The organism is uncultured Maribacter sp., from assembly GCF_947495965.1.
Lineage (GTDB): Bacteria > Bacteroidota > Bacteroidia > Flavobacteriales > Flavobacteriaceae > Maribacter_B.
Map to the genome: position 1 here is coordinate 152,102 of NZ_CANMBB010000007.1, position 26,356 is coordinate 178,457.

Genomic DNA, 26,356 nt, shown 5'->3' on the forward strand with positions numbered 1-26,356 from the left:
TATAACAATTGCTATAAAAAAGTCTCCTTGGAGGCTTTTTTTTTATGTAATTTTGTCAGCCGTGTAATGCTATATTTACAAATACCTAAACTGGAATAGCTTTTGTTATGTAAGAAAACAGTTGGTAAAATATACTAGGCTTAAAAAATTATTGAAAAACCAATACTTAACTATACTAGTTGTTTATGTTTTTCTCTCTAAAATATAGAATAAAATTATGAGTTTTATAAATTCAATACTAAAGGTGTTTGTAGGAGATAAATCCGAAAAAGATGTTAAGGAACTACAACCCATAATTAAACAAGTAAAATCTTTTGAAGCAGCTCTAGAAAACCTTAGTCATGATGAACTAAGAGCTAAGACTACAGAGTTTAAAAACAAAATAAAGGAAAATTGTTCTGACATCACTTCTAAAATTAATGCCCTAACAGAAGAAGTAAATGAATCTACAGACATAGACAAGAATGAGGACATCTATGCAGAAATAGATAAACTTAAAGAAGAAGCATATAAAATATCTGAAGATACATTAAATGATATTTTACCAGAAGCATTTGCCGTAGTTAAAGAAACCGCTAAACGTTTTGCAAATAATACTACATTAACTGTTTCCGCATCTGAATATGACAGAGAACTATCTGGAGAAAAAGAATATGTTACCCTAGAAGGAGACAATGCTATTTGGCAAAACTCATGGAATGCCGCGGGTAAAGAAGTAACCTGGGACATGATTCATTATGATGTACAATTAATAGGTGGTATTGCATTACACCAAGGTAAAATTGCAGAAATGCAAACTGGGGAAGGTAAAACCTTAGTAGCTACCCTTCCACTCTACTTAAATGCGCTAACAGGAAATGGTGCTCACTTAGTAACTGTGAATGATTATTTAGCAAAAAGAGATAGCGCATGGATGGCCCCTATTTTTCAATTTCATGGTCTTTCTGTAGATTGTATAGATTATCATAAACCAAATTCTGAAGGTCGTAGAGCAGCTTACAATGCAGATATTACTTATGGTACTAACAATGAGTTTGGCTTTGATTATTTAAGAGATAACATGGCACATGCACCAAAAGATTTAGTACAGCGTCCACATAACTTTTCTATTGTAGATGAGGTAGATTCTGTTTTGGTAGATGATGCTCGTACGCCATTAATAATCTCTGGTCCTGTTCCTGAAGGAGACCGTCATGAGTTTAATGAACTTAAACCAAGAGTTTCTGAAATTGTTCAAAAACAAAGGCAATACCTTACTGGTGTTTTTGCTGAAGCTAAAAAGCATATTTCTGAAGGAGATACTAAAGAAGGTGGTTTCCTTTTGTTAAGAGTACATAGAGGTTTACCAAAAAACAAAGCATTAATTAAGTTTTTAAGTGAAGAAGGAATAAAACAATTGCTTCAAAAAACCGAAAACTTTTACATGCAAGATAACAACAGAGAAATGCCTAAGGTAGATGAAGAGTTGTTATTTGTAATTGATGAAAAAAACAATCAAATAGAACTTACCGATAAAGGGGTAGATTATATCTCTGGAGACCAAGACAAAGATTTCTTTGTAATGCCAGACATTGGTGGAGAAATTGCTAAAATTGAAAACCAAAATCTAGAAATAGAAAAAGAAGCAGAGCTTAAAGAAGAGCTTTTTAAAGACTTTACTGTAAAAAGTGAGCGTATACATACCATGAGCCAATTACTAAAAGCCTATACTCTTTTTGAAAAAGATGTAGAGTATGTAGTAATGGACAATAAGGTAATGATTGTAGATGAGCAAACAGGTCGTATTATGGATGGCCGTAGATACTCAGACGGTTTACACCAAGCCATTGAAGCTAAAGAAAATGTAAAGATTGAAGCCTTAACACAAACTTTTGCAACCGTAACTTTACAAAATTACTTTAGAATGTATAGTAAGCTTTCTGGTATGACGGGTACTGCCATTACAGAAGCTGGGGAATTTTGGGAGATTTACAAATTGGATGTTATGGAAATACCTACCAACAGACCAATTGCTCGTGATGACCGTAATGATTTAATTTACAAAACAAAAAGAGAAAAATACAATGCCATTATTGATGAAGTTACCAAACTATCACAATCTGGCAGACCTGTATTAATTGGTACAACATCGGTAGAAATTTCTGAATTACTATCCCGTATGTTAGCAATACGTAAAGTACCGCATAATGTATTAAATGCCAAGCTGCACAAAAAAGAAGCAGACGTTGTTGCAGAAGCTGGTAATCCTGGTATTGTAACTATTGCAACCAACATGGCCGGTCGTGGTACGGATATTAAATTATCAGACGCTGTAAAGGCTGCTGGTGGTTTAGCAATTGTAGGTACAGAAAGACATGATTCTAGAAGGGTAGATAGACAGTTAAGAGGTCGTTCTGGTCGTCAAGGAGACCCAGGAAGTTCACAATTCTATGTTTCTTTAGAAGATAACCTTATGCGTTTATTTGGTTCGGACAGAGTAGCCAAAATGATGGATAAAATGGGCTTAGAAGATGGTGAAGTTATTCAGCATGGCATGATGACCAAATCTATAGAACGTGCGCAGAAAAAAGTAGAAGAAAATAACTTTGGTGTTCGTAAACGTCTTTTAGAATATGATGATGTTATGAATGCGCAAAGAGAAGTTGTTTATAAACGCAGAAGGCATGCCATACAAGGTGAAAGGCTAAAGGTGGATATTGCAAATATGATTTACGACACTTGCGAAGTTATTACCGAAACTAACAAAGGAGCTAGTGACTATAAGAATTTTGAGTTTGAACTTATTAAATATTTCTCTATAACTTCTCCTGTTTCTGAAGCAGATTTTGAAAAATTAGGAATACAAGAAATAGCTAATACCATATACAAAGAGGCATACCAGTATTACACCGAAAAAATGGAACGTAATGCCACTACTGCTTTTCCTGTAATTAAACAGGTTTACGAAGACCAAGCTAATAAATTTGAAAGAATTGTAGTGCCTTTTACGGATGGTATAAAGAGCTTAAATGTAGTTACGAACTTGCAAGATGCTTATGATAGTAACGGAAAGCAATTAGTAACAGATTTTGAGAAGAATATATCTTTAGCAATTATTGATGATTCTTGGAAAACTCATTTACGTAAAATGGATGAGCTAAAACAGTCTGTACAACTTGCTGTACACGAACAAAAAGACCCATTATTAATATATAAATTTGAAGCTTTTGAGCTTTTTAAGAGTATGATTGATAAGGTGAATAAAGAAATAGTTTCTTTCTTATTTAAAGGAGAATTACCTTCTGAGAGCTCTACCATACAAGAAGCTGGAAGCGTAAGAAGACCAAAAGAGAATTTACAAACCAGTAAAGAAGAAATTCCTAATAGCGATGAGCTTGCTGCACAAAATAGAGCGGCAGGACAAACGCAAGGGCAAAGACCTGCTGTTACTGAAACTATTACTAGAGAAAGGCCTAAAATTGGTAGAAACGATAGAGTTACTATTAAAAACATAATGTCTGGAGAAAGTAAAACTGTTAAATACAAACAAGCCGAACCTTTAATTACTAAAGGCGAATGGGTTTTAATTGAAGAATAAACTTATGCGAATATATAAAACGGCAATCTTATAAAGATTGCCGTTTTTTTTGTACTATAAATTTGAAAAACTAGTAATTCCTCTTAGTTTTTTTCAAATTTTCAGAAACTTGTTGGTTTTAATCCAAAAACATAACTAGATTTACAATGGATAACTACGCTAACCAAGCTATAAAATCCAGTATATGCATAACAACATACTAGATAATAAAGAACAAATAAAAAAAACCAACTTTTTTTTAATAGTTAATTATGTTTCTTCTCTAGCTGCAATACTATTTGCTGGAGTATGTTATTTTGTTTTTAATATAAACGTATTTGTAGCAATAGCATTTTTAATTTTTGGGATTCTAATTTTTATAAATTCTTTTCTTTTAAAGAAAAGAATAACACTATCAAACAGCAGTCTTATTTATAGTAATAATACATTATCTAAAAAACTATTAGAGAAAGAAACCCTATTAAAAGAAATTCATCATAGAGTAAAAAACAACTTACAAACAGTATCTAGCCTGCTTAGTATGCAATCTAGAAACATGGAAGATAAAGAGCTGCAAACACTACTTAAAGGCACTCAAAATAGAGTAATATCCATGTCTATGATACATGAAATGCTTTATATGCGTAATGACCTTTCAAAAATAGAGTATAAAACCTATGTACAAGAACTAAGTCAGTATTTAATAAAGTCTATAAAAGGGATAGAAAACAAAGTAAAATTAACCATAGATATACCAGATATAAAATTAGGTATAGATACTGCTATACCTTTAGGGCTATTAATAAATGAAACTATTACAAACGCCTTAAAATATGGTATTGTAGATGATTCTGAAGGAGAAATACATATAGCTATTAAAAAAGAGCTTCATAAAGAATATGTATTAATAATAGGAGATAATGGAGTTGGTTTTCCAGAAACTGTAAACCATAAAAACACAAAGTCTTTAGGGTTAAAGTTAATATACAGCCTAACAAGGCAACTAAAAGGTTCCGTTATTAGAGATATTTCTAAAAAAGGAACCAATTATATAATTAAGTTCCAAGAAATAGGACAACAACTAAACCCAGTTGTATAAACTTATTTTTTCTTCTCTACAGGAACTTTTATAGGACGTAAAGCTGCTCTTTTTTCTCTGTAATTAAAAATTAATGACCCTACAAATACTACCGAAATTACTACTAGAAGTGCTATCATATCTTTTTTATTAATTTGCTACAATTTGTAGTAGCTATAAATATACTTTCAATTATTATGCCAATATATATTTAGCATTTTTAAACTCTTTTTTTTACTCCAACGTTTTACTCTTAAAATTAAAGCCAAAACTACTACTGCTAGAATCCAGAATAATACCCATTTAAGAAAAGCCCATTTAATCATTTGCATTTATTTTATGCAAGTGCTATAGCCCCTATAATTTAAATTTGTATTAAAATTACCTTTTAACACTTGTTGTTTCGTTATTTAAAGATAAACTATCAAGGCTCATAAACCTTAGTAAACCGCTGAAATACAAGTATTATAGTTTAAAAATAGATTCTTAGATGAACTACAAAAACTAACAGTTAAAATACAATACTTTACGCCTGTCTTATTCTATTTCTTTTGGTTCTAAAAGCTAATTCTTTTAAAATTCTAGAATTTTTGTACATATACAAACGTGTTAGTTGCTTTTCGTTGGTAATCTCTAGGTTTTTAAAAGAGATTAATGTTGTTTGCTCCAACACTACTCCTTTTTCTAAAGTAGTAACTTTTTCCTCAAGAGGTAAGTTTTTTGCAAAACCTAAAACACTCATAAATAAGATTAATAATAATGTAATAACTGCTTTCATAACTAAGATTTGGTTCTGTAAAATTAGAACCCACCTTAAACAAAAAAGAGATAATACGCTGAACAACAAGTATTTTCGGCTAGTGTAAAAAAAATAGATTAAGTACTAAAAAGCATAGATAAACGTATACACTACTACTAAATGTTTAACTGTTTTTAGTGCACTTTATCCATACTTATTAAAAAATATTCCAACATAAGAGCATAAATAATATCTTTAAACAAATTATTATATAGTATACATTTCATGAAAAATTACAAACTACAAATACAAGATTATTTAAACAGGTTTGTTCCATTTTCAGACAACGAAATAGATATAATCTATAAAAACCTAATACTTAAAACTTATAAGAAAAAAGGCTTCTTATTAGAACAAAATTCAATTTGTCTTTACAATTTCTTTATTTGCAAAGGATTGGTTAGATCGTTTACAACAAATTCTGCTGGAGAAGAAAAAACCAGTCAATTTGCTATAGAAAATTGGTGGGTAACTAGTATGGAGAGTTTTATGAAAGAAAAGCCTTCTTTTAATACCATACAAGCTATTGAAGAAACTACTGCCTTATGCTTAGATAAAAATACTTTAAACAGTTTGTATACTAAAGTCCCCAAACTAGAACGCTGCTTTAGAATAATTACAGAGAATATGCTTATTGCTATTTTACGAAAAGATGAAATTTTCATGAAGCTTAATAGCAAAGAAAGGTATTTAGGTTTTGTAAAGAAAAACCCAACTTTTATGCAGCGAGTGCCGCAATATATGGTCGCCTCCTATTTAGATATTACTCCTGAGTATCTTAGTGAATTAAAAAAAACAATGCATCAGTAAAAAACCTCGGAGCAAGACCGAAAGGTATTAGAAAGAAAATTAGCATTGATTTCGAGGCAAGTGTTGGAGCATTTAAATCTCGATTATCGAGTAAATATTTCTTAAGAAATCCTAAGAAGTTATGCCTAGTGTACTTTCTAATTTTGTTGCCTCTAATTAAAAAACAATAATAATGGAAAGAATTACCTATCAAGATATTCCAGACGGAATGTTTCAAAAACTAAAAAATATTGAAGATTTTATTAATCAATCACCTCTTAACGAGTCTTTATTAAAATTAATTAAACTGCGCGTTTCTCAAATTAACGGATGCGCCTATTGTGTAGATATGCACTACAAAGAACTAAAACACATAAACGAAACAGAACTCCGTTTATCTTCTTTAGTGGTATGGAAAGAAACACCATATTTTTCAGAAAAAGAAAGGGCTGTTTTAAATTTTTCGGAAACTTTAACACAAATAGACAATACTCCTATTAATAATGAAATTTATAAAACCTTAGAAGAATATTTTTCTAAATCTGAAATATGCTATATAACACTTGCTATTACGCAAATAAATACTTGGAATAGACTTATGAAAACTTTTTTATTTACTCCAGGTAATTATAAAGTTTCGATGTAATCGTAGTATTTTAAGAAAACAATATGTAATAGAAACTAAAATACTAAAACTAGATTAAGCCAATTTAGCTTTGTTTCTTTTAGTAGTAAAAGTTAAAGCCTTTTTTACTTTAGCATTTGTTCTTTTATATAAACGTGCAACCTCTGTAGTTTTAACTGTAGTTTCTGTTACAATTGTTTTTTCTATAGTAACAACCTTTAATTCATTAGTGTTGTTTTGAGCTTGTGCTGCAACAGAGATAAAAAGAACAAAAATTAAAGTTAAGATAGTTTTCATGACTTGCGTTTTATATATAATTAAAACGCCCAAAGCCGTATGCAGCTAGGTTACAAAACGCTGAAAACCCCTTATTTTTCGGCAATCGACACTAATACAGATAAAGTGTAAAAAATGCTCGATAAACGTACACACACCTAAAAACGGCTTATCGAGATAATGTGTTTTTAAACGACATTTATAGATTGATTTTTTACTTGTTTGTTGCATAAAAAGCATCAAAAAAATATAGAAATGTAATTTTCATTATCATGTTACTATATTTGCTTGCCAAAAAAATTATACTATGAACTATCAGTATTTAAAAAATAAGATTCCTGTATTACTATTATTAGTAACTCTTACATTCCCGGCTTATGTACAAAGTCAGGAAAGTAATTTTGGAAATTGGCTTATCTATATTGGAAATAAAAAATTAAATAGTAAATGGAATCTTCATAACGAAGTACAATTACGAAACTATAATGCCATAGGAGACTTAGAACAATTACTACTAAGAACAGGTTTAGGCTACTCGTTTAATGAAAACAAAAATAATATCTTATTAGGCTATGGCTATATTACTTCTGAAAACTACATAGTTAATACAAATGATAAGTTTAGCGTAAATGAGCATCGAATTTTTCAGCAATTTACATCTAAACAAAGTATAGGAATTGTTTCAGTTAACCATAGGTATAGATTTGAACAACGTTTTGTTGCTAACGATTTTAAAATGCGTTTCCGATATTTCTTAGCTATTAATGTTCCGTTAAGTAAAGAAAAGGACAAATACTACTTTTCTGCTTATAATGAGATTTTCTTAAATACTAAAACTTCTATTTTTGATAGAAATAGAGTTTATGCAGGTCTTGGATATAAAATAAACAAAAACATACGTCTAGAAGCTGGTTACATGAACCAGTTTTTTGAAACTACTAGCCGCGATCAGTTTAATATTATAAGTTTTGTTAATTTTTAAGAATAGTAAGTTTGATTCCAAGAATAGAAATTAGTAAAGACAAGAAACTAATTGGCAAACAATTAAAAATGTCTTTGGTAGATAATAAAACCCCTACGCTATGGAAAAGTTTTATGCAACAAAAAAAACAGATTTCTAATGTAGTAAACGCTGCTTTATATTCTATTCAGGTTTATGATGCCTCATTAGATTTTAAAAACTTTAATCCGCATACAGTTTTTACCAAATGGGCTGCTGCCGAAGTAACAGATTATAATGCTATACCAAATGCAATGGAATCTTTTATTTTACCAGGAGGTATGTATGCCGTTTTTATTCATAAAGGAAAAACAAGCGACTTTCCTAAAACTATGCAATACATATTTGGAACTTGGCTACCGCAATCTAAATATAATTTAGACCAAAGACCACATTTTGAAATACTAGGAGAAAAATATAAAAACAATTCTGAGGATTCTGAAGAAGAAGTTTGGATTCCTATTAAAGATAAAATCTTAAGCTAATTTTGCTTTGTTTCTTTTAGTAGTAAAAGTTAACGCCTTTTTTACTTTAGCATTTGTTCTTTTATATAAACGTGCAACTTCCGTTTTCTTAACTGTAGTTTCTTTTACAATTGTCTTTTCTATAGTAACCACTTTAACTTCTTGCGTGTTGTTTTGAGCTTGAGCAGCTACTCCGATAAAAAGAACAAAGATTAAAGTTAAGATAGTTTTCATGACTTGCGTTTTATATATAATTAAAACGCCCAAAGCCGTATGCAGCTAGGTCATAAAACGCTGAAAACCCCTTATTTTTCGGTAACTGACACTAATACAGATAAAGTGTAAAAAATGCTCGATAAACGTACACACACCTAAAAACCTCTTACCGAAAGAAAGTGCTTTTAATCGGAAAATAAGATGCTTTTCTTTTGTGAAAGAAGATAAGATTACTACCTTAAAAAAATGAAAGACAAGATTACTCCTATTATTCACTCCGTAACTCCCCTACCTATTTCATCTTTAGAGAAAATAAATAAACTGGTTACCTATAGTTTTCTAAAAAAAGGAGAACCAATAACTAAGGTTGGTCAAACTAATAACTTAGAGTACTTTTTAATTAAAGGTATTTGCAAGAGTTTCCTTTATACACCAGAAGGAGAAGATATAACAATTTCCTTCTTTATGTCTGGCTCTGTCTTATCACCAAACACAACAAGAAGTTTAGAAGGAAAATCTATATTAAATATAAGTACATTAACAGATGTAGAAATTGCAACAATTGATGCCGACAAATTAGAAAGATTAATGATTGAAGATCTAGAAATTAGACATTTTGCAAATACCGTATTAAGGAAAGAACTAATAACAAAAGTTCAAAAAGAAATAGGATTAGCCTCTCTTAAAGGCAAAGACCGATTAGAACGACTAAGAAAACAATTTCCTAATATTGAGAATCTTGTACCACATACAGATATTGCTTCTTATTTAGGAATAACAACTATTTCTTTAAGCAGACTAAGAACACAATCGTAACTCTTATCATTTGTTAATGGATATAATTTTTTAATGGAGCATTTTTGCTTTATAAAAAAAATGTATGTCTATTTTAAATTCTATTCTCTTAAAAACTTCGTCCGTTAAAAAATTAAGTATCACATTTGTCGCAAGTCACTGTATCCTGATACTAATGATGGTATATACTTTTCCAGTAATTAATAGTCAAATTGGTACTAAAGCATTTGACCTTCAAAATTTAGGTTATTCTTTATCTACAGCAGAATTAATAATAAGTAAACTTAATAATGAAACCATCAATCTTTACCTATTTCCACAATTAACCCTCTTAGATATATTTTATCCTTTTCTTTTAGCTTTATTTTTAAGTAGTTTTTTATTTCGTCTTATCAAAATTACAAATAACAGTACTAGAATAACATTTCCTCTTTTGCTCCTTCCTTTTTTAGCTATGGCATTTGATTATTCTGAAAACATATGCATTATCTTAATGATTACAAAGTCTGTGGAAATATCTAAATCTTTTGTTTTACTATCTAGCACACTTACTATCTTAAAAAGCTTACTAACTACTTTTTCATGGATAGCTGTTTTAATATTTGCCATGATGTGGATTAGAATAAAAATCTTGAATAGAAAAGCTAAAACACCTTTGGGCAAAACGCAATCTACTTAAACAAGGGTTATATATTATCCAAATTACTAATAGGGAGTAAATAATCTAGAGACAATCCCACTAGGCATTAGAACAAAAATTAGCATTGATTTAGACGAAAGCGTTGGAGCATTTAAATCTCGATTATCGAGTAAAGGTTAAGCCAATTTAGCTCTGTTTCTTTTAGTAGTAAAAGTTAACGCCTTTTTTACTTTAGCATTTGTTCTTTTATATAAACGTGCAACCTCTGTAGTATTAACTGTAGTTTCTGTAACAATTGTCTTTTCTATAGTAACTACTTTAACTTCTTTAGTGTTGTTTTGAGCTTGAGCAGCTACTGTAATAAAAAGAACAAAGATTAAAGTTAAGATAGTTTTCATGACTTGCGTTTTATATATAATTAAAACGCCCAAAGCCGTATGTAGCTAGGTTACAAAACGCTGAAAACCCCTTATTTTTCGGCAACTGACACAAATATGGATAAAGTGTAAAAAATGCTCGATAAACGTACACACATCCAAAAACACCTTATCTAAAGAAAGTGTTTTTAATCGGATTCTAAACACCTATAGAAAGTAATAAATTAGGGTTGGGGCAATTTTTAGAATAATAGTCTATATCTGCCTTAGAAGATACACCAGGATAATCTCCAAAATTCCCTTGTAAATCTTTTATAATTTGGAAGTGTAAATGTGGAGCATAGTTAACATTAATCTCCGGCGCTCCCATTTCAGCAAGAATTTCGTCCTGTTTAAATTCTTTACCTACATACAATTGCTCTAAAGAAGAAATAGATAAGTGCCCATATAAAGTATAAAAGATAACATTATTTACAGAATGTTCTAAAATTATAGTTGGGCCATAATCTCCAGCGGTAGTATTATTTTTAAAACTATGAACTTTACCGTCCATAGGAGTTATTATAGGTGTACCTATTGGTGCCCACACATCTAATCCTAAATGAATATTTCTAACAAAATCAGATGCACTATTAAAACTAGGGGTATTAGCATACAAATTTCTTTGCTCCAAGTAACCGCCATAAGCAACCTTTGCTTTCGAAGCAGCTAAAACTGTATCTATATATTCTTGACATCCTGCTGGCGTAGTAATATTGTAGTGTTCAAGACTAGTATTTGAAACAGATAAATCTAAAGGAGTATATACATCGAAAGAAAATTGGGAATCAATAATAGGTATAGGTTTTTTAGGAATAGCAGCTAATATCTTTTCTAAATCTGTCATATTGTAAACTTAAAACAAGAATAGCTTTATATTAAATTTGATATAAATTTTTAATTAACAACTTTTTAACCCTATTCTATTGTAAGGTATTTTATCTTTTGAGTACTAAAACAGAAAAAATATGTCCTTTATAAAATTATTACTAGCATCAACTTCATTTTTTTTTACCCTTGGATGCCAATCTAAAATAAAAAAAGAAATACCTGTTACACAAGAAATACAAGAAGTAGCAGAAGTAAAACTTACACCACAAGAATTAAGCGACTATGAAACTGCTTATTTTGCTAGCGGATGTTTTTGGTGTGTAGAAGCTATTTTTGAAAGTGTAAAAGGAGTTAAAGAAGTAGTATCTGGCTATTCTGGAGGAAAAGAGAAAAACCCAACTTATGAAGATGTTGGTTATGGAAAAACTACCCATGCAGAAACAGTTGAAGTTTTTTATGATCCAAATGTAATTTCTTTTACTGCTTTAGTTCAAGTATTTTTTGGCTCACATGACCCAACTACACTAAACCGCCAAGGACCAGACAAAGGAACACAATATAGATCTATAGCTTTTTATAAAAATGAAAAAGAGAAAGAAATTATTACCTCTTATATAAAAGCTTTAAAAGACCAAAATGTATATGATGGTTTACCTATAACAACAGAAGTAACCGCTTTTTCTAAATTTTATAAAGCAGAAGAGTACCATCAAGATTATGAAAAAAGAAACCCAGATAACTCCTATATAAAAAATGTATCTATCCCAAGGCTAAATAGATTTAAAAAGAATTTTGGAGAATTTTTAAAAGATAATTCACACTAAACTGAATTTTATTAAAAAAAAGCTTCTTTATTACCTATGTAATAAAGAAGCTTTTTTTTATACTATCCCCTGCACAATAATGAGAATACTCCTTATTTTCCTAGTTAGGAATAAGATTAACACAATTACTTTATGTATTTTATAGATAAAATGTAAAATATATTCTAATAATTTGTACCTTCGATTTCCCTACCGTGTACGAACACGGTGAAATAAAATCAGCTTAAAAATCAAACAAATTATCTATTTTATGAAAACAGTATTAAAATCACGTTCCATAATATACCTTCTATTATGCGTAATAACAGTTATTGGCTGTACAGAACAAAAAAAAGATACAACACCTTGGGTTTCCCTTTTTGATGGAGAAACACTGAATGGCTGGTCACAAAAAGGAGGTGTTGCTAAATACACGGTAAGAGATGGTGCCATAGTAGGAACTACAGTAAAAAAGACCCCTAATTCTTTTTTAACATCAGATAAAATGTATGGCGATTTTATTCTTGAGTTAGATTATAAGGTAGACTCCAGTATGAATTCTGGTATACAAATACGAAGCAATAGTTTTCCTTATTATAAAAATGGTAGAGTTCACGGTTACCAAGTAGAAATAGACCCCTCTTCACGTGCATGGAGTGCTGGAATTTTTGATGAAGCCCGTAGAGGTTGGCTAAACCCATTAGATAAAAACCCTGAAGCGCAAAAAGCTTTTAAAAATAACGACTGGAATCACTATAGAATTGAAGCCATAGGAGATACTTTAAAAACATGGATTAATGATGTTCCTGCTGCTTATTTAATAGATGATAAAACTGCAAGTGGTTTTATTGCATTACAAGTACATAGTATAGGTGGAAAAAAGAAAGAAGGAACAGAAATAATATGGAAAAACATTAATATCCTTACAGACAACTTGGCTAAATATTCCAAAAAATCTACTTTAACTCCTATATACACTAAAAATAAACTTACGGTAAGCGAAGAAAAAGCTGGTTGGGAAATGTTATGGGATGGCAAAACTACACAAGGTTGGAAAGGTGCTAAATTAGAAACGTTTCCAAAAAGTGGCTGGGAAATAGAAAATGGAGAATTAACCGTATTAGCTTCTGATGGTGCTGAATCTGCTGCTGGCGGAGATATTGTTACTAAAGAATTATTTGCAAATTTTGAATTATCTGTAGATTTTAAACTAACCCCTGGTGCAAACAGTGGTATTAAATATTATGTAGATACGGAACTAAATAAAGGAGCAGGCTCTTCTATAGGCTTAGAATATCAAATTTTAGATGATACTTTACATCCAGATGCAAAAAAAGGAAATCATGAAGGAAGCAGAACGGTATGCTCTTTGTATGACTTAATTAAAGCAGACCCAAACAAGCCCGTAAATCCAATAGGAGATTGGAACACAGCCTATATTTCATCCATAGATAATCATGTAGAACACTGGATAAACGGTGTAAAAGTTTTAGAATATGAAAGAAAAAGTCCAGAATATTTAAAATTAGTAGCTGAAAGCAAATATAAGAAATGGCCAAATTTTGGAGAACTTGAAAAAGGGCAATTATTATTACAAGATCACGGAAATAAAGTTTCCTTCAAAAATATAAAAGTTAATAAATCTCCTAAAAAATAAAATATGAATTCAAGAAGAAATTTTATAAAAAAAACTACTGCAGGAACTGCAGCTGTAACCTTAGGAGGCTTGGTATTACCTAGTTCTAGTTACGCAGGTATACTTGGTGCAAACGATAAAATAAATTGTGCAATTATTGGTGTTCGTAGTAGAGCTAAATCTCATATAGTAGCTATAAATAAAGATAAAAATGCTAAAATTTTATATAACTGTGATGTAGATGATACTATTATAGAAGAGCATAATATATGGTGCAAAGAGAATATTGGATATGTACCTAAAGTAGAGAAAGATTTTAGAAAAGTATTAGAAGACAAAAGGGTAGATGCCGTTTTTATTGCAACTCCAGAACACTGGCATGCACCAATGGCTATAATGGCTTTACAAGCAGGAAAACATGTTTATGTAGAAAAACCATGTAGCCATAACCCGTATGAAAATGATTTACTGGTACAAGCGCAAAAGAAATACGGTAAAAAAGTACAAATGGGAAACCAACAGCGCTCTGCTAAAAGTTCTATTCTTGCTATAAAAGAAATAAGAGAAGGTATTATTGGAGATGTTTATAAAGGGGAAGCTTACTACTCTAACAATAGAGGTTCTATTGGCATTGGAAAAGTTACAGACGTTCCAAAAACATTAGATTGGGAATTATGGCAAGGCCCAGCACCTAGAAAAGAGTACAAAGATAATATTCACCCATATAACTGGCACTGGTTTCATAATTGGGGAACAGGAGAAATACATAATAATGGAACCCATGAAATAGATATTTGCCGTTGGGCTTTAGGAGTAGATTTACCAGAAAGTGTTACCTCTTTTGGAGGTAAATACACCTATGAAGATGACTGGGAATTTGTAGATAACCAACAAGTAACTTACAAATTTAAGGATGATAAATTTTTAACATGGACTGGTCATAGCCGTGGAAAAATACAACCAAAACAACCTGGAAGAGGCGCTACAATATATGGCAGCAAAGGCTCTATTACTCTAAGTAGAAATGCTTATAATTTATTTGCTTTAGATGGTTCACTTATAAAAACAGAAAAAGAAGCAGGACAAAGTGCTACTACAAACACCAGAGGCGATGGTAGTTTAGACGTATCTCATGTTGGCAATTTCTTTGACGCTATTCGTGAAGATAAAAGTTTACATTCAGACATTCAGGACGCAAGTATATCCACAATGCTATGCCATTTAGGAAATATGGCACAAGACGCTGGAGAAACTCTAAAAATTGATACCTTAACAGGAAAAGTGACCAACAATGCAAAAGCTATGGAAGGCTGGAAAAGAGAATATGCCGCAGGTTGGGAACCTAAATTATAACAAATGAAAAGAAGAGATTTTGTATTAAAAGGAGGTTTAGCCACCGCAGGTATCGCTACCTCAACAAATGTTGTGGCCAATATTCTTAATTCTAAAAACACTCTAGATAAAGTAACTATTGGAGTAATTGGCACGGGAAATCGAGGCAGTGGGTTAATCCCTCTAATAAATGAAATTAAAAATTTTGATGTTGTAGCCTGTTGTGATACCCTACCTTTTAGATTAGAAAAAGGATTGAGTAACGCAGCCAAAAAAACTAAAGGATATTCGGATTATAGAAAATTATTAAATAATCCAGATATTGATGCTGTTTTAATCTCTACTCCTTTTAATACCCATTCCAAAATTGCCATAGATGCTTTAGATGCTGGCAAACATGTGTATTGTGAAAAAACAATGGCAAAAGGTTTAGATGGTATTCAAAACCTAATAAATAAAACAAAAATATCTAATACTGTTTTTCAAACAGGGCACCAATACCATAGTTCACGTTTATACACCCATGTAGTAAATTTACTAAAAGAGGGGAAGGTTGGTAAAATAACTTCTTTTGAATGCCAATGGAATAGAAACGGAAACTGGAGAAGACCAGTACCAAAACCCGAATTAGAGAGAGCAATTAACTGGAGAATGTATAAAGAGTTTTCTGGTGGTTTAGTGGCCGAACTATGCTCGCACCAAATAGATTTTGTGAATTGGGTACTAGATGCTACTCCAAAAAAAGTAATGGGTATTGGCGGTATAGACTATTGGAAAGATGGTAGAGAAACATATGATAATGTAAATTTACTATATGATTATCCTAAGGGAGTAAAAGCCAAATTTACTTGCTTAACAAGTAATGCTAAAGGCGGTTATCAAATAAAAGTAAAAGGAGATAAAGGAACCATTATTATGGGAACTAGAAATGCTTGGTTTTATCCTGAAGGAGTAAAAAACAAAAAACTAGGAACCGTAGATGGTGTTGCAGGAGCTACTGTTACTTTTGATAAAAATAAAGGGTATCCAATAAAAATGGAACATCTAAACCCAAGTAAGCAAGCTTTACAAGACTTTAGAGATAGTATTACCCTAAACTCTTCTCCTATATCTAATATAACAACAGGAGCCAATACAGCTATCGCGGTGCAAATGGGATTAGAGGCTATGTATACAGAAAGTATTGTAAAATGGCCTTCTAAAATAAGTTAAAACTATTTTAAAACAACTTCGCTAAATTTAGTATCTATAGTAATATTTTTTTTAGAGGAGTTGTTTTTATGATAACCGCTTATCCTTGTGGTATTAGAATTACAGTCTTTTTTTACATGCACACCTTCTGGATAAGAAAACTCTGAAGCATACATAAGCCCCTCTATATTACATGCCGAATTTGGCAAATTACATTCCAACTCTGCATTTTGCATAGTTATATTTATAGCTTTAAAACCACCATCCACATAATTAATTTTAAGAGGTCCAAACTTGTTATTAATTACTACTTTTTTTAGAATTTTATTTATTGTAACATCTGAAGAAGTTGCGTTAAGATTTAAAAACAACACTTCGTCTAAGGTTATATAATCAGAATAATCGGCCTTTAAGCTTCCATAATTCCATTTTTGAATAGCCACTGGAGAGTACGATGCATTTACCATTGTATTATTCCCCTCTATAATGTTGCCAGATAAATTAGAATGCGACAAAGTTGCCTTTAAATTAAAAGTTTGTTGGGCAAGCTTAACCTCACCGTGTCTAATATTTAAGTTCATTTTGGTAGATTTTGGCAACTTAATTTTTAATTTCTTCTTTATATTAAAATTCTTTGTCTTACCCTCTCTAGATATAAAAACTTTTCTGTGAGCAGCTGCATCATTTCTATGACGCTCCTCCTCTAGCCTATGTGCTTGTTCTCTTTGCTCATGAGCTCGTTCTCTTTCTAAATGTGCTGCTTCCATTCTTATTTGCGCTTTTTCTCTTTTAATTTCAGCCTTTTCCATTTTAGCTTCCATTTTTTCGCTCCAAGCTTCTATTTTTTCTTGGTAATCCTTATCAAAGTTTTTATCAAAATCTTTCTGCCATTTTTTTAAATAAGCATCCCCTTCTTCTTCATACGCTTTGTAATCAAATTTAAAAGCAGATACTGATGGCAATGGTGGCATTTCTGGAAGCTCTGGAAGCTCTGGCAACTCAGGCATTTCAGGTAGCTCAGGAAGTTCAACAACAATATGTTTCATAGCATTAATCTCTGGCATATTAAAACTAAAATCGTCCATATTAAAATGGCCACTACTAAATGCGGAAGGACCCTTATTATTAGATGTTACAACTATTCTTTTACTACTTCCTAATATTTGTATAGGATCATTCTTAAAGTATAGAGCTGCATCTTCCTCAGTAGCTCCTTCCAAAACAACTGTTGCCTCTATAGATACTTCATTTTTGTCCCAAGTATCAAATTCTATATCCGCATAGCTTGTTTTTATTTCTAAAATAGCACTATCTACTACTTTAAAAGTCTCTTTATATACCTTACTATTTTTTTGTCCGCTGCATACAAATACAGACAGTACAATAATTAATAATAAATATTTTGTTCTATATAATTTGGTCATTTTCTTCTGTTTTTAATTGATCTAATTTCTTTTTTAGCTTTTGCAACAACTGTAATCTTAACTGCAAATTTTTAATTAATGCATTAATAGTATAGTCATTAGGCCCAGATTCATTCAATTCTTTAGTTAAAATTTCGTATTCAGAATTTAACTTTGTTAACTGTTCCATATAACCATCTACAAGCATTTTATTTTTATTAGAAACCTGTAAATTAGATAGCGATACGTTTATTGTTGCTGTATAATAATCTTCTACTTTTTTTAAATCTGGAGAAAGGTCTCCTAATGAAATTGGTTCTTTATTAACAGGGTTTTTAGTAACTACAATTGTTTCTATTGTTTCCTGCTTGTTATATTCTTTATATCCAAAAACACCTGCAGTTATTAGTATTAAAATTGTAGCTGCAATTTTTAATACACTAAAACTTTTCTTTTTTTCTTTAAATACACCATTATCTAACCGCTTTAAAAAACGTTCTTCATGACCATCTTTTAGTTTTGACGTATGTGCTTGTTGTTCTTTTTTAAATAATTCTCTAAGATCCTGTTCCATAATCTTTTCCTTTTAATATTTCTTTTAAATATCCTTTCCCTCGTAATAATCTAGTTCTACAGGTACTATGTGTAATATTTAAAACTTCTGATATTTCTATATGATCATAACCTTCTATCAAAAACATCATTACTACATATTTATAATTTTCTGGCAACTGATCTATTGCTTTGCGTACATCATTAAATGTATACTCTGGAGCAATACTCCAATCTTCATCTTCTACAATATGCATATAGCTTTCATCTAGAGCCACTAATTTTTCTTGCTTCTTTTTTAAAAAATCTATACTCTTATTTACTACAATTCTCTTTAACCATGCACCAAACGTTACCTCTCCTTTAAATTGTTCTATTTTCTGAAAAGCTTTAATAAATGACTCTTGTAATACATCTTCTGCATCATCTGCATTTTTTACAAAACGCATGGCAACACAGTACATGCCATCGCAATATTGCCTATACAATTTTACTTGAGCTTTACGGTTATTTTGTTTACACTGTTCTACTACATCTATTTGAAACATTGGCCAGTTTCTGTCTTTTTTTGGTTGCTTTGTTAAACTAAGGACGAAAGAATTATATCGATGTTGCAGAAAACAATTATTTTTATATCGATTTTTAAAATTTTGTCCTTTTGAAACAAGTTACCATTAATAATAGTTTTATCACATTAATTGTATTAGACTATGGCGCGGTTATACAAAAAATATTAGTGAAAGATAAAAACGGTGTATCTACAAATGTTGTTGTTGGTTATGACTACCCCAGTAAATACTTAAAAGATGCGTTTTTTCTTGGAGCTTGCGTTGGTAGATACGCTGGAAGAATTTCTAATGGAGGGTTTGAGCTAGATAGAGAACAATTTCACTTAAGCTCTACTAATGGTGTACACTTACATGGGGGTAAAAATAATTTTAGCAGACAACATTGGAAAATCATTGAAATTAATTATAAAGAAGAACCGTTTGTTACACTACAATACCATAGTAAACATTTAGAAGAAGGTTACCCAGGAAACCTAACAGCCACAGTAACTTATAAACTGGTAGATAATGCGCTACACGTAATTCATGAGGCAACTACAGACCGTACAACGGTAGTAAACTTAACTAATCATTCTTATTTTAGATTAGATGATGAAACGTTTATTGATGATTATGAGTTACAACTTAATTGTCCTGAAATGTTAGAAACTACAGAGCAGTTAATTCCAACAGGAGCTTCTAAATCTGTTAGAGGAAGTGAGTATGACTTTGTTAAACAACGTAGAATTGGCAGCACAAGATTAGATACTCCTTTTGCGATAGATTTAAGTAGTGATAAAGCTGCAGAGGTAAGTTCTAAAAAAACTGGAATTGGTATGAAAGTATACACCAACCAACCCGCAGTTGTAGTGTATACCCCTGACGGGTTCCCTGCTATTTGTTTTGAAACTCAAAACTACCCAGATGCACCAAACCAAAAACATTTTCCAAGCAGTGTTTTAAAACCAGGAGAAAAATACCATAACATTGCTATCTTTAAGTTTGATTTAGTACCTTAGAACATACTTTAAAATATTGATTATGAAAAAGTTAAAATGGATTTTAATAATTTTCATTGGCATTACCCTTCTTATAAAATTCATTGCAATGCCCTACATGCAAAGGCAAACAAAAAAGCATAGTCCAGAACAAACTGCTAACTATCATAAAAATAATAAAGATTTAAAGGTTATATATTCTAGTCCGTCCAAAAAAGGAAGAGTATTATTTGGCGAATTAATTCCTTATAATCACGTATGGCGTACCGGTGCAAATGAGCCAACTTCCTTTATAACAGAAACAGATATTAAAATTCTAGACAAAAACTTACCCGCCGGTATTTATTCTTTATGGACCATCCCAAACAAAGAACAATGGAATGTAATTTTTAATAGTGAAGTTCCAGAATGGGGGGTTACTATTTTAAGTGGTGGAAAAGAAACTACTAGAAACCCAGAAAATGATGTGGTAAACATAACTGTGCCTACCGAAAAGCTATCAAAAGTAACCGAAAAATTTACAATAGATTTTGATGATTCTAATGAGCTTGCTTTATTTCTTGCTTGGGACACTACCAGAGTAAATATCCCTATTAATTAACACAAAATTTTCATTACAAAATTGTTAAGCCCACTTGCAATAAAAAACATAACTTTGCCCCGATTTTAAATTAAATAAATGGAGCCAGTTACTTCTTCTTTATTATCTATTGTTGTTCCCTTATATAATGAGGAAGACAATGTTGTTTTATTAACACAAAAAATACATGAAAGCTTGGTTGGTTATACGTACCAGATTATTTATGTAGATGATTTTTCGACAGATAAAACAAGAAAGGTTGTAAAAGACATGCAAGATGACACGATTCATTTTATAGAATTAAAAAAGAATTATGGTCAAAGTTTAGCACTTGCAGCTGGTTTAGATTATGCAGAAGGGGAATATATTATTACTATGGATGGTGATTTACAAAACGACCCTAGCGATATTCCTCAAATGCTAACCTACGCCGTTTCTGGAGAATATGACCTTATTACTGGCATTAGACAAAAAAGAAAAGATTCTTTAGTTAAAAAAATACCGTCCAAAATAGCTAATTTTCTAGTTAGGAGAGTTACAAAATTAGATATTAAAGATAATGGTTGCGCTTTAAAAGTATTTAGTAAAGATATTGCTAAAGAGCTTAATTTATATGGCGAAATGCACCGATTTATTACCTTATTAGCCTACCTAGAAGGTGCTCAAATAAAACAGGTTCCTGTTAAACACCATGCCAGAAATGCTGGAGTTTCTAAATATGGCTTAGAGCGTGTTTTTAAGGTGGTTGCAGATATGGCTTTACTGCTTTTTATACGTAAGTATTTCCAAAGACCTATTCATTTATTTGGTATTATAGGTGCTCTTTTAATATTTGCAGGATTAGGAATTAACGCCTATTTACTTATAATAAAATTTGGCCTTGGAGAAGATATTGGTAGTAGACCATTACTAACAGCTGGTATGATGTTTATTTTTGCTGGGATACAATTATTTACTATTGGTATTGTTATGGAGCTTCTTATTCGTACCTATTACGAATCTCAAAACAAACGCCCTTATAGAATTAAAAAAATATTTGTAGGTGACAAAACCTCCTAAACACGTACTTACCGCACTTAAAATTATTATTAGTGCCATTTTAATCTATTTTATTTTCACCAAAATAGACAGTAAAGAAATAGGTACAGTACTAAAAAAGGCAAATTTCTTTTATGTTGCTGTTGCTATACTCTTATTTGTTTTATCTAAGGTAATTGCATCTATTAGGCTTAATCTTTATTTTCATCAATTGCACATAAATTTATCCGAAAAAAGCAATCTAAAGCTATACTTACTAGGTATGTTTTATAATTTGTTTTTACCTGGAGGAATTGGTGGTGATGCATACAAAGGCTATGTGATTAAAAAGAAGTTTAATGTTGTAACAAAAAAAGTAGTCTCTGTCTTAGTATTAGACCGTTTAAGTGGTTTGTTACTTTTGTTTATATACGCCTGCATATTGGCTCTCTTTGTACAAATAGATTGGCTTCAAAATTTTAAAATACTATGTATTGTAGGTATATTTTTAAGTATCATTACATTTTGGTTCCTAAATAAAAAGTTTTTCAGTTATACTTTACCAATTTTCTGGACCTCTTTTATTTTTTCAGCACTGGTACAAATAGCGCAACTGGCAAGTATTTTTCTTTTATTAAAAGCTCTAGGTATTAATACCAATATTTTAGGTTATTTATTAATTTTCCTTATCTCTTCTATAATATCTGTTATTCCACTTACTATTGGTGGGATTGGAAGTAGAGAGGTTACTTTTTTTTACGGCGCAACTCTTTTAAATTTAAACGAAACCGTATCTATAAGTGTAAGTATGCTATTTTTTTTTGTAACAGCTTTTGTTTCTCTTTTTGGTATAATATATCATTTTAAAAAACCCAAATTGGAACTAAAAAAGAATTAGTCTACATGAATTAAGTGCATTTTATTAAGCACTTTTTTACGTGTTGCAGGGTTTAAAAATTTAGCTTGTAGCCTAGTTATTCTAAATTGCTTTACTGTTAATTGCTTATCCCAATCTAAGCCAGATTCTTTTATTTTCAACAAATCTGCATCAGTACAATACACCCAAATATTATTCTTGTTTTTTAATTCTTTAATTGTGGTTATGTCTACAGGGTTTTGATTATAAAAATCTAAAGACCAAGAAAATTTAGAAGATATTTTATAAATATTATCTACAGGAATAGTGTGCTCTTCTATTTTTTGAGCCATAGAAGAACCTCCCTGATACTCTAGCAGATTTGGGTAAAAATGGGTATTTAACACAAAATTTAAAAGTATAGCACTACCAACTGCAATACTAATTATTCTATAATAGTATGCCTCTCTTTTTAAACAATAGTATAAAATAATAGCAGCGACTATTAGTAATCCAATACACACATAAATTGGTTTATCCTTAAAAACAAAAAAGCAAAATAAACTAGATGCTATAAAAACAATACCTAATATAAAATACTGTACTCCTAAAATTATTTTTATAGTCTTCGCTTTTTTTACCTCATATAAGTGTATTAAATATGATGCCGTAAGAACAGCAAATAAAGGCATGGTTACGTTTAAATAATGTGGTAGTTTAAATTGCGCAAAACTTATAATTAAAAAGATTATTGTAATTCCTCCTAAAGTTAAAAACTCTTGATTTGGTTGTTTTTTAAATTTATTCTGAACAAACTCTTTTGCCTTATTCCAATACGCTACTAACCCTACAACCGTCCAAGGTAAAAATACCCATAAGAATGTATGAAAAAAGAAAAAATAATCACTACTATTTTTTCCAATTCCATCGCCACTTAAACGCTCAAAGCTTTGCTCCCAAAAAATAAAAAAGATACCACTTCTATGGTCCTTACCTCGAATTACTTTTTCTGGATGCAAATCAAACTGATGGTAATAAGCATACAACATTGGTGCTATACATATACCAAAAACAACTAAAGCTATAAGCACTCGCCAGTTTAAAAATGCCATAAAATTTCTAGAATATGCCATATGACATATTAAAGGCAAACCTAAAACTAAAATAGCTATTTGCCCTTTGGTAGAAAAAGCTATTGCTGCTCCAAAAGCTCCTAAAATTATAGAACGTATAGATTTTGTTTCTATATAATCTGTTAGCTTCCAAATTGCAAAAATGGTAAACCCTGTTAAAACAGCATCTGTCCTAACATCTATATTAGACAAAAATATTGTCTGCGAAGTCATAAAAATTAACGCTGCTAATTTTCCTGTAGATTTGTTATATAATAAGTTTCCTAGACCATAACAACTGTATGCTCCCAGTAAAGATGCTAATATTCCAGGAATTCTATATGCCCAATCATGTAGTCCAAATACCTTAAAAGACAATGCAGCCAACCAGTAATGCATATGAGGTTTATCTAAATACTCATTAGGTCCTTTAAATAAATTAAGAAAATCATTTTCTTGCACCATTCGCATTGCCATTACAGCAAATTGAGCAGAATCATTCTCAAAAAGAGTTACAAACATTCCAGTTATATACACTAGAATTATTAGGAGCATAAAAAACCAATATCTTTTGTTAGATATCATATAGGAAATTTCTGAAGTGCAAATATATATAACTTTGTAAACAACCAACCTAAAAACAATCCTATACCTGTACCAGTTAAAATATCTAAAGGAAAATGTACTCCAATATACACTCTACTATATGCAACCAAAGCAGCCCAAGTAAAAAGAAAAAGTGCTAAATACTTACATTTAGTTTTTAAAACGTTGGTAAAGAAAATAGCTACCGCAAAGGAATTAGCTGCATGCGCTGAAAAATACCCATATTTACCACCACAATAGCTCTTCACAAGACGCATTAGTGTATTTATCTCACCATCATGGCAAGGTCTTAAGCGCTGTACCCCGTATTTAAAAAAATTAGCTAATTGGTCTGTTACACCTATCATAACAACTACAGCAAATAACAGTAAAAGTGTTTTTTTTACCCCTAATTGTTTATATGAAAAAAAAAGTAATACTACATATAAAGGAATAGAGCTTAGTTTGTTAGTTACAAATAACCAAAAGGAATCCCATGTGGATACTCCTAAATTATTTAAGTATAAAAAAATAGCTTTATCTAATTGTACTAGTTCCTCTAGCATAGTTATTATTCTTCGTATCTAGAAACTTCTCTATCATAAAATTTTGAAGCTTCTTCAATTAAAGATTCTGCTTCTGCTTCCAATTCTTTTTGGTCTTCTTTTGTAAATTCTTCTAACCATTCTACCTCATCATCCTCTAAATTAATAATGAATCTTGGGTACTCTGTATGCACAACAAAAATTGCTGTTGGATAATCTGTATTATCTCCTAATAAAAATTTTGGAAATTCCATGGTAACTATTTTATTATAATTGATTCTATATTAAGCCTCTGAAGAACTTATTAATTTTTTGGTTAAATAATTAAACCGAATATACAACATAATACCAGAAGCGGTTAAACCTGTAAGCAAGCCAATCCATATACCAGTACTCTTAAAATCTGTATACAATCCTAAATAAAATGAAATTGGAAAACCTATAACCCAATAAGCTATAAAAGTAATAAGGGTTGGTATTTTTACATCTTGTAAGCCTCTTAAGGCTCCTAAAACTACAACTTGCACTCCGTCTGAAATTTGAAAAAAAGCTGCTACTAATAAAAGTTTTGCTGCAAGAGTAATTACTTCTGTATTATCTGCTAGATTAATAGTATCGTCTACATCAAGATATAAAGTTGGAAACCAATTTCTACATACCAAAAATAGAATAGCAAATACTATTTCTAACAATAGTGTAAGGAAAAATATAGATTGCCCAATTCTTCTTAATTCTTTAAAATTTTGCAATCCTTTTTGGTTCCCAACACGTATCATAGCAGCTACACCTAACCCCATACCAAACATAAATGTCATACTGCTTAAATTTAGTGCTATTTGGTTAGCTGCTTGCGCATTTTTACCTAATACACCACTTAACCATATTGCAGCTGTAAATATTGCTACTTCAAAAAACATTTGTAATGCAGAAGGAAAGCCAAGAGAAATCATCTTTTTAATAACCTTCTTTTCTATTACTCTAAAATTAAAGTTAGTAACATACCCACTAAACTTATCTTTACTTTTTAGTAAAAACCATATATAAACAATCATAATTACTCTAGAAACTAAAGTTCCTATTGCCGCTCCTACTATTCCCATTTTAGGAAAACCAAAAGTTCCAAAAATAAGAAGGTAATTAAGAATAATGTTAATAACATTCCCAATTATAGTTGCGTACATTGGGTATTTTGTTTGCGACAAACCATCAGAAAATTGTTTAAATGCTTGAAAAATAACTAACGGAATTAAAGAAAAAGCAACCAAAGTTAAATAAGGCATAGCAAGCACTACTACCTCATTAGATTGTTTCATAGAGTATATTAGAGGCTTGGCTAAAAAAACTACACCAAACAAAGTTATTCCTAAAATTGTACATAAAAACAGTCCGTGTTTAAGCGCACTTTTAGCATCTTTTTTTTCTCCTGCTCCATCTGCTTCGGCAACAAGTGGCGTAATTGCTGTAGAAAAACCAATTCCAAGAGACATTGCAATAAAAACAAAACTATTCCCTAAAGAAACTGCTGCCAATTCTGCAGTACCTAATTGCCCCACCATTATATTATCGGCTAATTGTACAAAAGTATGGCCTAACATCCCCATAATTACAGGTAAAGAAAGCTTTATATTGTAACGAAATTCTTTGGTATAATCTTTAAACAAAACTTTGTTAATTTAAAGCGGCAAAGATAAGATTTACTATAGGGTTAAATGG

28 protein-coding genes are annotated in these 26,356 nt (G+C 30.8%); 16 read left to right on the plus strand and 12 right to left on the minus strand.

Annotated features, from left to right (window positions below):
* Positions 1–217 precede the first annotated feature (217 nt).
* Both secA and Q0820_RS13610 read left to right on the plus strand, forming a co-directional pair.
* Positions 218–3,577, plus strand: a complete 3,360-nt coding sequence (gene secA / locus Q0820_RS13605; protein WP_298488262.1) for a preprotein translocase subunit SecA — start codon at positions 218–220, stop codon at positions 3,575–3,577.
* Between the two features lie 184 nt (positions 3,578–3,761).
* Complete coding sequence (locus Q0820_RS13610) at positions 3,762–4,655, plus strand: sensor histidine kinase (protein WP_298488264.1); 894 nt, start codon at positions 3,762–3,764, stop codon at positions 4,653–4,655.
* Positions 4,656–5,160: 505 nt separating this feature from the next.
* On the opposite strand, the gene Q0820_RS13615 is transcribed toward Q0820_RS13610, so the two are convergent.
* Positions 5,161–5,412, minus strand: coding sequence for a hypothetical protein (locus tag Q0820_RS13615; RefSeq protein WP_298488265.1), 252 nt, complete (start codon positions 5,410–5,412; stop codon positions 5,161–5,163).
* 246 nt (positions 5,413–5,658) lie between these two features.
* Between Q0820_RS13615 and Q0820_RS13620 the strand changes: the two genes are divergently transcribed.
* Positions 5,659–6,243, plus strand: coding sequence for a cyclic nucleotide-binding domain-containing protein (locus Q0820_RS13620; protein ID WP_298488267.1), 585 nt, complete (start codon positions 5,659–5,661; stop codon positions 6,241–6,243).
* A 172-nt stretch (positions 6,244–6,415) separates the two neighbouring features.
* The gene (locus tag Q0820_RS13625) at positions 6,416–6,868 is read left to right on the plus strand and encodes a carboxymuconolactone decarboxylase family protein (protein ID WP_298488269.1); all 453 of its coding nucleotides are present in this window, start codon (positions 6,416–6,418) and stop codon (positions 6,866–6,868) included.
* A gap of 54 nt (positions 6,869–6,922) precedes the next feature.
* Here Q0820_RS13625 and Q0820_RS13630 read toward each other — a convergent pair whose 3' ends face one another.
* Positions 6,923–7,144 (minus strand): hypothetical protein, encoded by a 222-nt coding sequence (locus Q0820_RS13630; RefSeq protein ID WP_298488271.1) that lies wholly within the window; start codon positions 7,142–7,144, stop codon positions 6,923–6,925.
* 286 nt (positions 7,145–7,430) lie between these two features.
* Here Q0820_RS13630 and Q0820_RS13635 point away from each other — a divergent pair, with 286 nt between their 5' ends.
* Together Q0820_RS13635 and Q0820_RS13640 are read left to right on the plus strand one after the other, a co-directional pair.
* Positions 7,431–8,105, plus strand: a complete 675-nt coding sequence (locus Q0820_RS13635) for a DUF2490 domain-containing protein (protein WP_298488274.1) — start codon at positions 7,431–7,433, stop codon at positions 8,103–8,105.
* Positions 8,106–8,116: 11 nt separating this feature from the next.
* Positions 8,117–8,608 carry a GyrI-like domain-containing protein gene (locus tag Q0820_RS13640; protein WP_298488275.1) on the plus strand — a complete coding sequence of 164 codons (492 nt, stop codon included), beginning with the start codon at positions 8,117–8,119 and terminating at the stop codon, positions 8,606–8,608.
* Here the strand turns inward: Q0820_RS13640 and Q0820_RS13645 are convergent.
* Positions 8,600–8,821, minus strand: a complete 222-nt coding sequence (locus tag Q0820_RS13645; protein ID WP_298488277.1) for a hypothetical protein — start codon at positions 8,819–8,821, stop codon at positions 8,600–8,602. The two genes, Q0820_RS13640 and Q0820_RS13645, sit on opposite strands and share 9 nt — an antisense overlap.
* Before the next feature lie 228 nt (positions 8,822–9,049).
* On the opposite strand from Q0820_RS13645, the gene Q0820_RS13650 reads away from it, so the two are divergent.
* Together Q0820_RS13650 and Q0820_RS13655 are read left to right on the plus strand one after the other, a co-directional pair.
* Positions 9,050–9,619 (plus strand): Crp/Fnr family transcriptional regulator, encoded by a 570-nt coding sequence (locus Q0820_RS13650; protein ID WP_298488279.1) that lies wholly within the window; start codon positions 9,050–9,052, stop codon positions 9,617–9,619.
* A gap of 64 nt (positions 9,620–9,683) precedes the next feature.
* The gene (locus tag Q0820_RS13655) at positions 9,684–10,277 is read left to right on the plus strand and encodes a hypothetical protein (RefSeq protein WP_298488281.1); all 594 of its coding nucleotides are present in this window, start codon (positions 9,684–9,686) and stop codon (positions 10,275–10,277) included.
* A 137-nt stretch (positions 10,278–10,414) separates the two neighbouring features.
* Here the strand turns inward: Q0820_RS13655 and Q0820_RS13660 are convergent, their stop codons facing one another.
* Together Q0820_RS13660 and Q0820_RS13665 are read right to left on the minus strand one after the other, a co-directional pair.
* Positions 10,415–10,636 (minus strand): hypothetical protein, encoded by a 222-nt coding sequence (locus tag Q0820_RS13660; RefSeq protein WP_298488282.1) that lies wholly within the window; start codon positions 10,634–10,636, stop codon positions 10,415–10,417.
* Between the two features lie 178 nt (positions 10,637–10,814).
* Positions 10,815–11,501, minus strand: coding sequence for a peptidoglycan DD-metalloendopeptidase family protein (locus tag Q0820_RS13665; protein WP_298488284.1), 687 nt, complete (start codon positions 11,499–11,501; stop codon positions 10,815–10,817).
* 121 nt (positions 11,502–11,622) lie between these two features.
* On the opposite strand from Q0820_RS13665, the gene msrA reads away from it, so the two are divergent.
* The 4 genes from msrA (at position 11,623) to Q0820_RS13685 (ending at position 16,468) form a co-directional block, all read left to right on the plus strand.
* On the plus strand, positions 11,623–12,309 hold the full coding sequence (gene msrA, locus Q0820_RS13670; protein WP_298488285.1) for a peptide-methionine (S)-S-oxide reductase MsrA: 687 nt from the start codon (positions 11,623–11,625) through the stop codon (positions 12,307–12,309).
* A 250-nt stretch (positions 12,310–12,559) separates the two neighbouring features.
* A complete protein-coding gene (locus Q0820_RS13675) occupies positions 12,560–13,945 on the plus strand; it encodes a DUF1080 domain-containing protein (protein WP_298488287.1) in 1,386 nt (461 codons plus the stop codon).
* A gap of 3 nt (positions 13,946–13,948) precedes the next feature.
* The gene (locus Q0820_RS13680; protein WP_298488289.1) at positions 13,949–15,277 is read left to right on the plus strand and encodes a Gfo/Idh/MocA family oxidoreductase; all 1,329 of its coding nucleotides are present in this window, start codon (positions 13,949–13,951) and stop codon (positions 15,275–15,277) included.
* Between the two features lie 3 nt (positions 15,278–15,280).
* Positions 15,281–16,468, plus strand: a complete 1,188-nt coding sequence (locus Q0820_RS13685) for a Gfo/Idh/MocA family oxidoreductase (RefSeq protein WP_298488291.1) — start codon at positions 15,281–15,283, stop codon at positions 16,466–16,468.
* Positions 16,469–16,470: 2 nt separating this feature from the next.
* On the opposite strand, the gene Q0820_RS13690 is transcribed toward Q0820_RS13685, so the two are convergent.
* The 3 genes from Q0820_RS13690 to Q0820_RS13700 are packed head-to-tail and all read right to left on the minus strand — an operon-like array spanning position 16,471 to position 18,950.
* On the minus strand, positions 16,471–17,871 hold the full coding sequence (locus Q0820_RS13690; protein ID WP_298488293.1) for a hypothetical protein: 1,401 nt from the start codon (positions 17,869–17,871) through the stop codon (positions 16,471–16,473).
* Positions 17,855–18,424, minus strand: a complete 570-nt coding sequence (locus Q0820_RS13695) for a hypothetical protein (RefSeq protein ID WP_298488295.1) — start codon at positions 18,422–18,424, stop codon at positions 17,855–17,857. The genes Q0820_RS13690 and Q0820_RS13695 overlap by 17 nt, the downstream gene beginning before the upstream one ends.
* On the minus strand, positions 18,408–18,950 hold the full coding sequence (locus tag Q0820_RS13700; RefSeq protein WP_298488297.1) for an RNA polymerase sigma factor: 543 nt from the start codon (positions 18,948–18,950) through the stop codon (positions 18,408–18,410). The genes Q0820_RS13695 and Q0820_RS13700 overlap by 17 nt, the downstream gene beginning before the upstream one ends.
* Before the next feature lie 110 nt (positions 18,951–19,060).
* On the opposite strand from Q0820_RS13700, the gene Q0820_RS13705 reads away from it, so the two are divergent.
* The 4 genes from Q0820_RS13705 (at position 19,061) to Q0820_RS13720 (ending at position 22,443) form a co-directional block, all read left to right on the plus strand.
* On the plus strand, positions 19,061–19,969 hold the full coding sequence (locus Q0820_RS13705) for an aldose epimerase family protein (protein ID WP_298488299.1): 909 nt from the start codon (positions 19,061–19,063) through the stop codon (positions 19,967–19,969).
* 22 nt (positions 19,970–19,991) lie between these two features.
* Complete coding sequence (locus tag Q0820_RS13710; protein ID WP_298488301.1) at positions 19,992–20,549, plus strand: DUF2911 domain-containing protein; 558 nt, start codon at positions 19,992–19,994, stop codon at positions 20,547–20,549.
* Between the two features lie 78 nt (positions 20,550–20,627).
* Complete coding sequence (locus Q0820_RS13715; protein ID WP_298488303.1) at positions 20,628–21,587, plus strand: glycosyltransferase family 2 protein; 960 nt, start codon at positions 20,628–20,630, stop codon at positions 21,585–21,587.
* Positions 21,571–22,443 carry a lysylphosphatidylglycerol synthase transmembrane domain-containing protein gene (locus Q0820_RS13720; RefSeq protein ID WP_298488305.1) on the plus strand — a complete coding sequence of 291 codons (873 nt, stop codon included), beginning with the start codon at positions 21,571–21,573 and terminating at the stop codon, positions 22,441–22,443. The genes Q0820_RS13715 and Q0820_RS13720 overlap by 17 nt, the downstream gene beginning before the upstream one ends.
* On the opposite strand, the gene Q0820_RS13725 is transcribed toward Q0820_RS13720, so the two are convergent.
* Genes Q0820_RS13725 through Q0820_RS13740 form a run of 4 tightly spaced genes read right to left on the minus strand, consistent with a single transcriptional unit; the run spans position 22,440 to position 26,304 of the window.
* Positions 22,440–24,098, minus strand: a complete 1,659-nt coding sequence (locus tag Q0820_RS13725; RefSeq protein WP_298488307.1) for a glycosyltransferase family 39 protein — start codon at positions 24,096–24,098, stop codon at positions 22,440–22,442. The two genes, Q0820_RS13720 and Q0820_RS13725, sit on opposite strands and share 4 nt — an antisense overlap.
* Complete coding sequence (locus Q0820_RS13730) at positions 24,095–24,664, minus strand: phosphatase PAP2 family protein (protein ID WP_298488308.1); 570 nt, start codon at positions 24,662–24,664, stop codon at positions 24,095–24,097. The genes Q0820_RS13725 and Q0820_RS13730 overlap by 4 nt, the downstream gene beginning before the upstream one ends.
* Positions 24,665–24,669: 5 nt before the next feature.
* A complete protein-coding gene (locus Q0820_RS13735) occupies positions 24,670–24,897 on the minus strand; it encodes a hypothetical protein (protein WP_298488310.1) in 228 nt (75 codons plus the stop codon).
* 30 nt (positions 24,898–24,927) lie between these two features.
* Complete coding sequence (locus tag Q0820_RS13740; RefSeq protein ID WP_298488311.1) at positions 24,928–26,304, minus strand: MATE family efflux transporter; 1,377 nt, start codon at positions 26,302–26,304, stop codon at positions 24,928–24,930.
* Between the last annotated feature and the right edge of the window lie 52 nt (positions 26,305–26,356).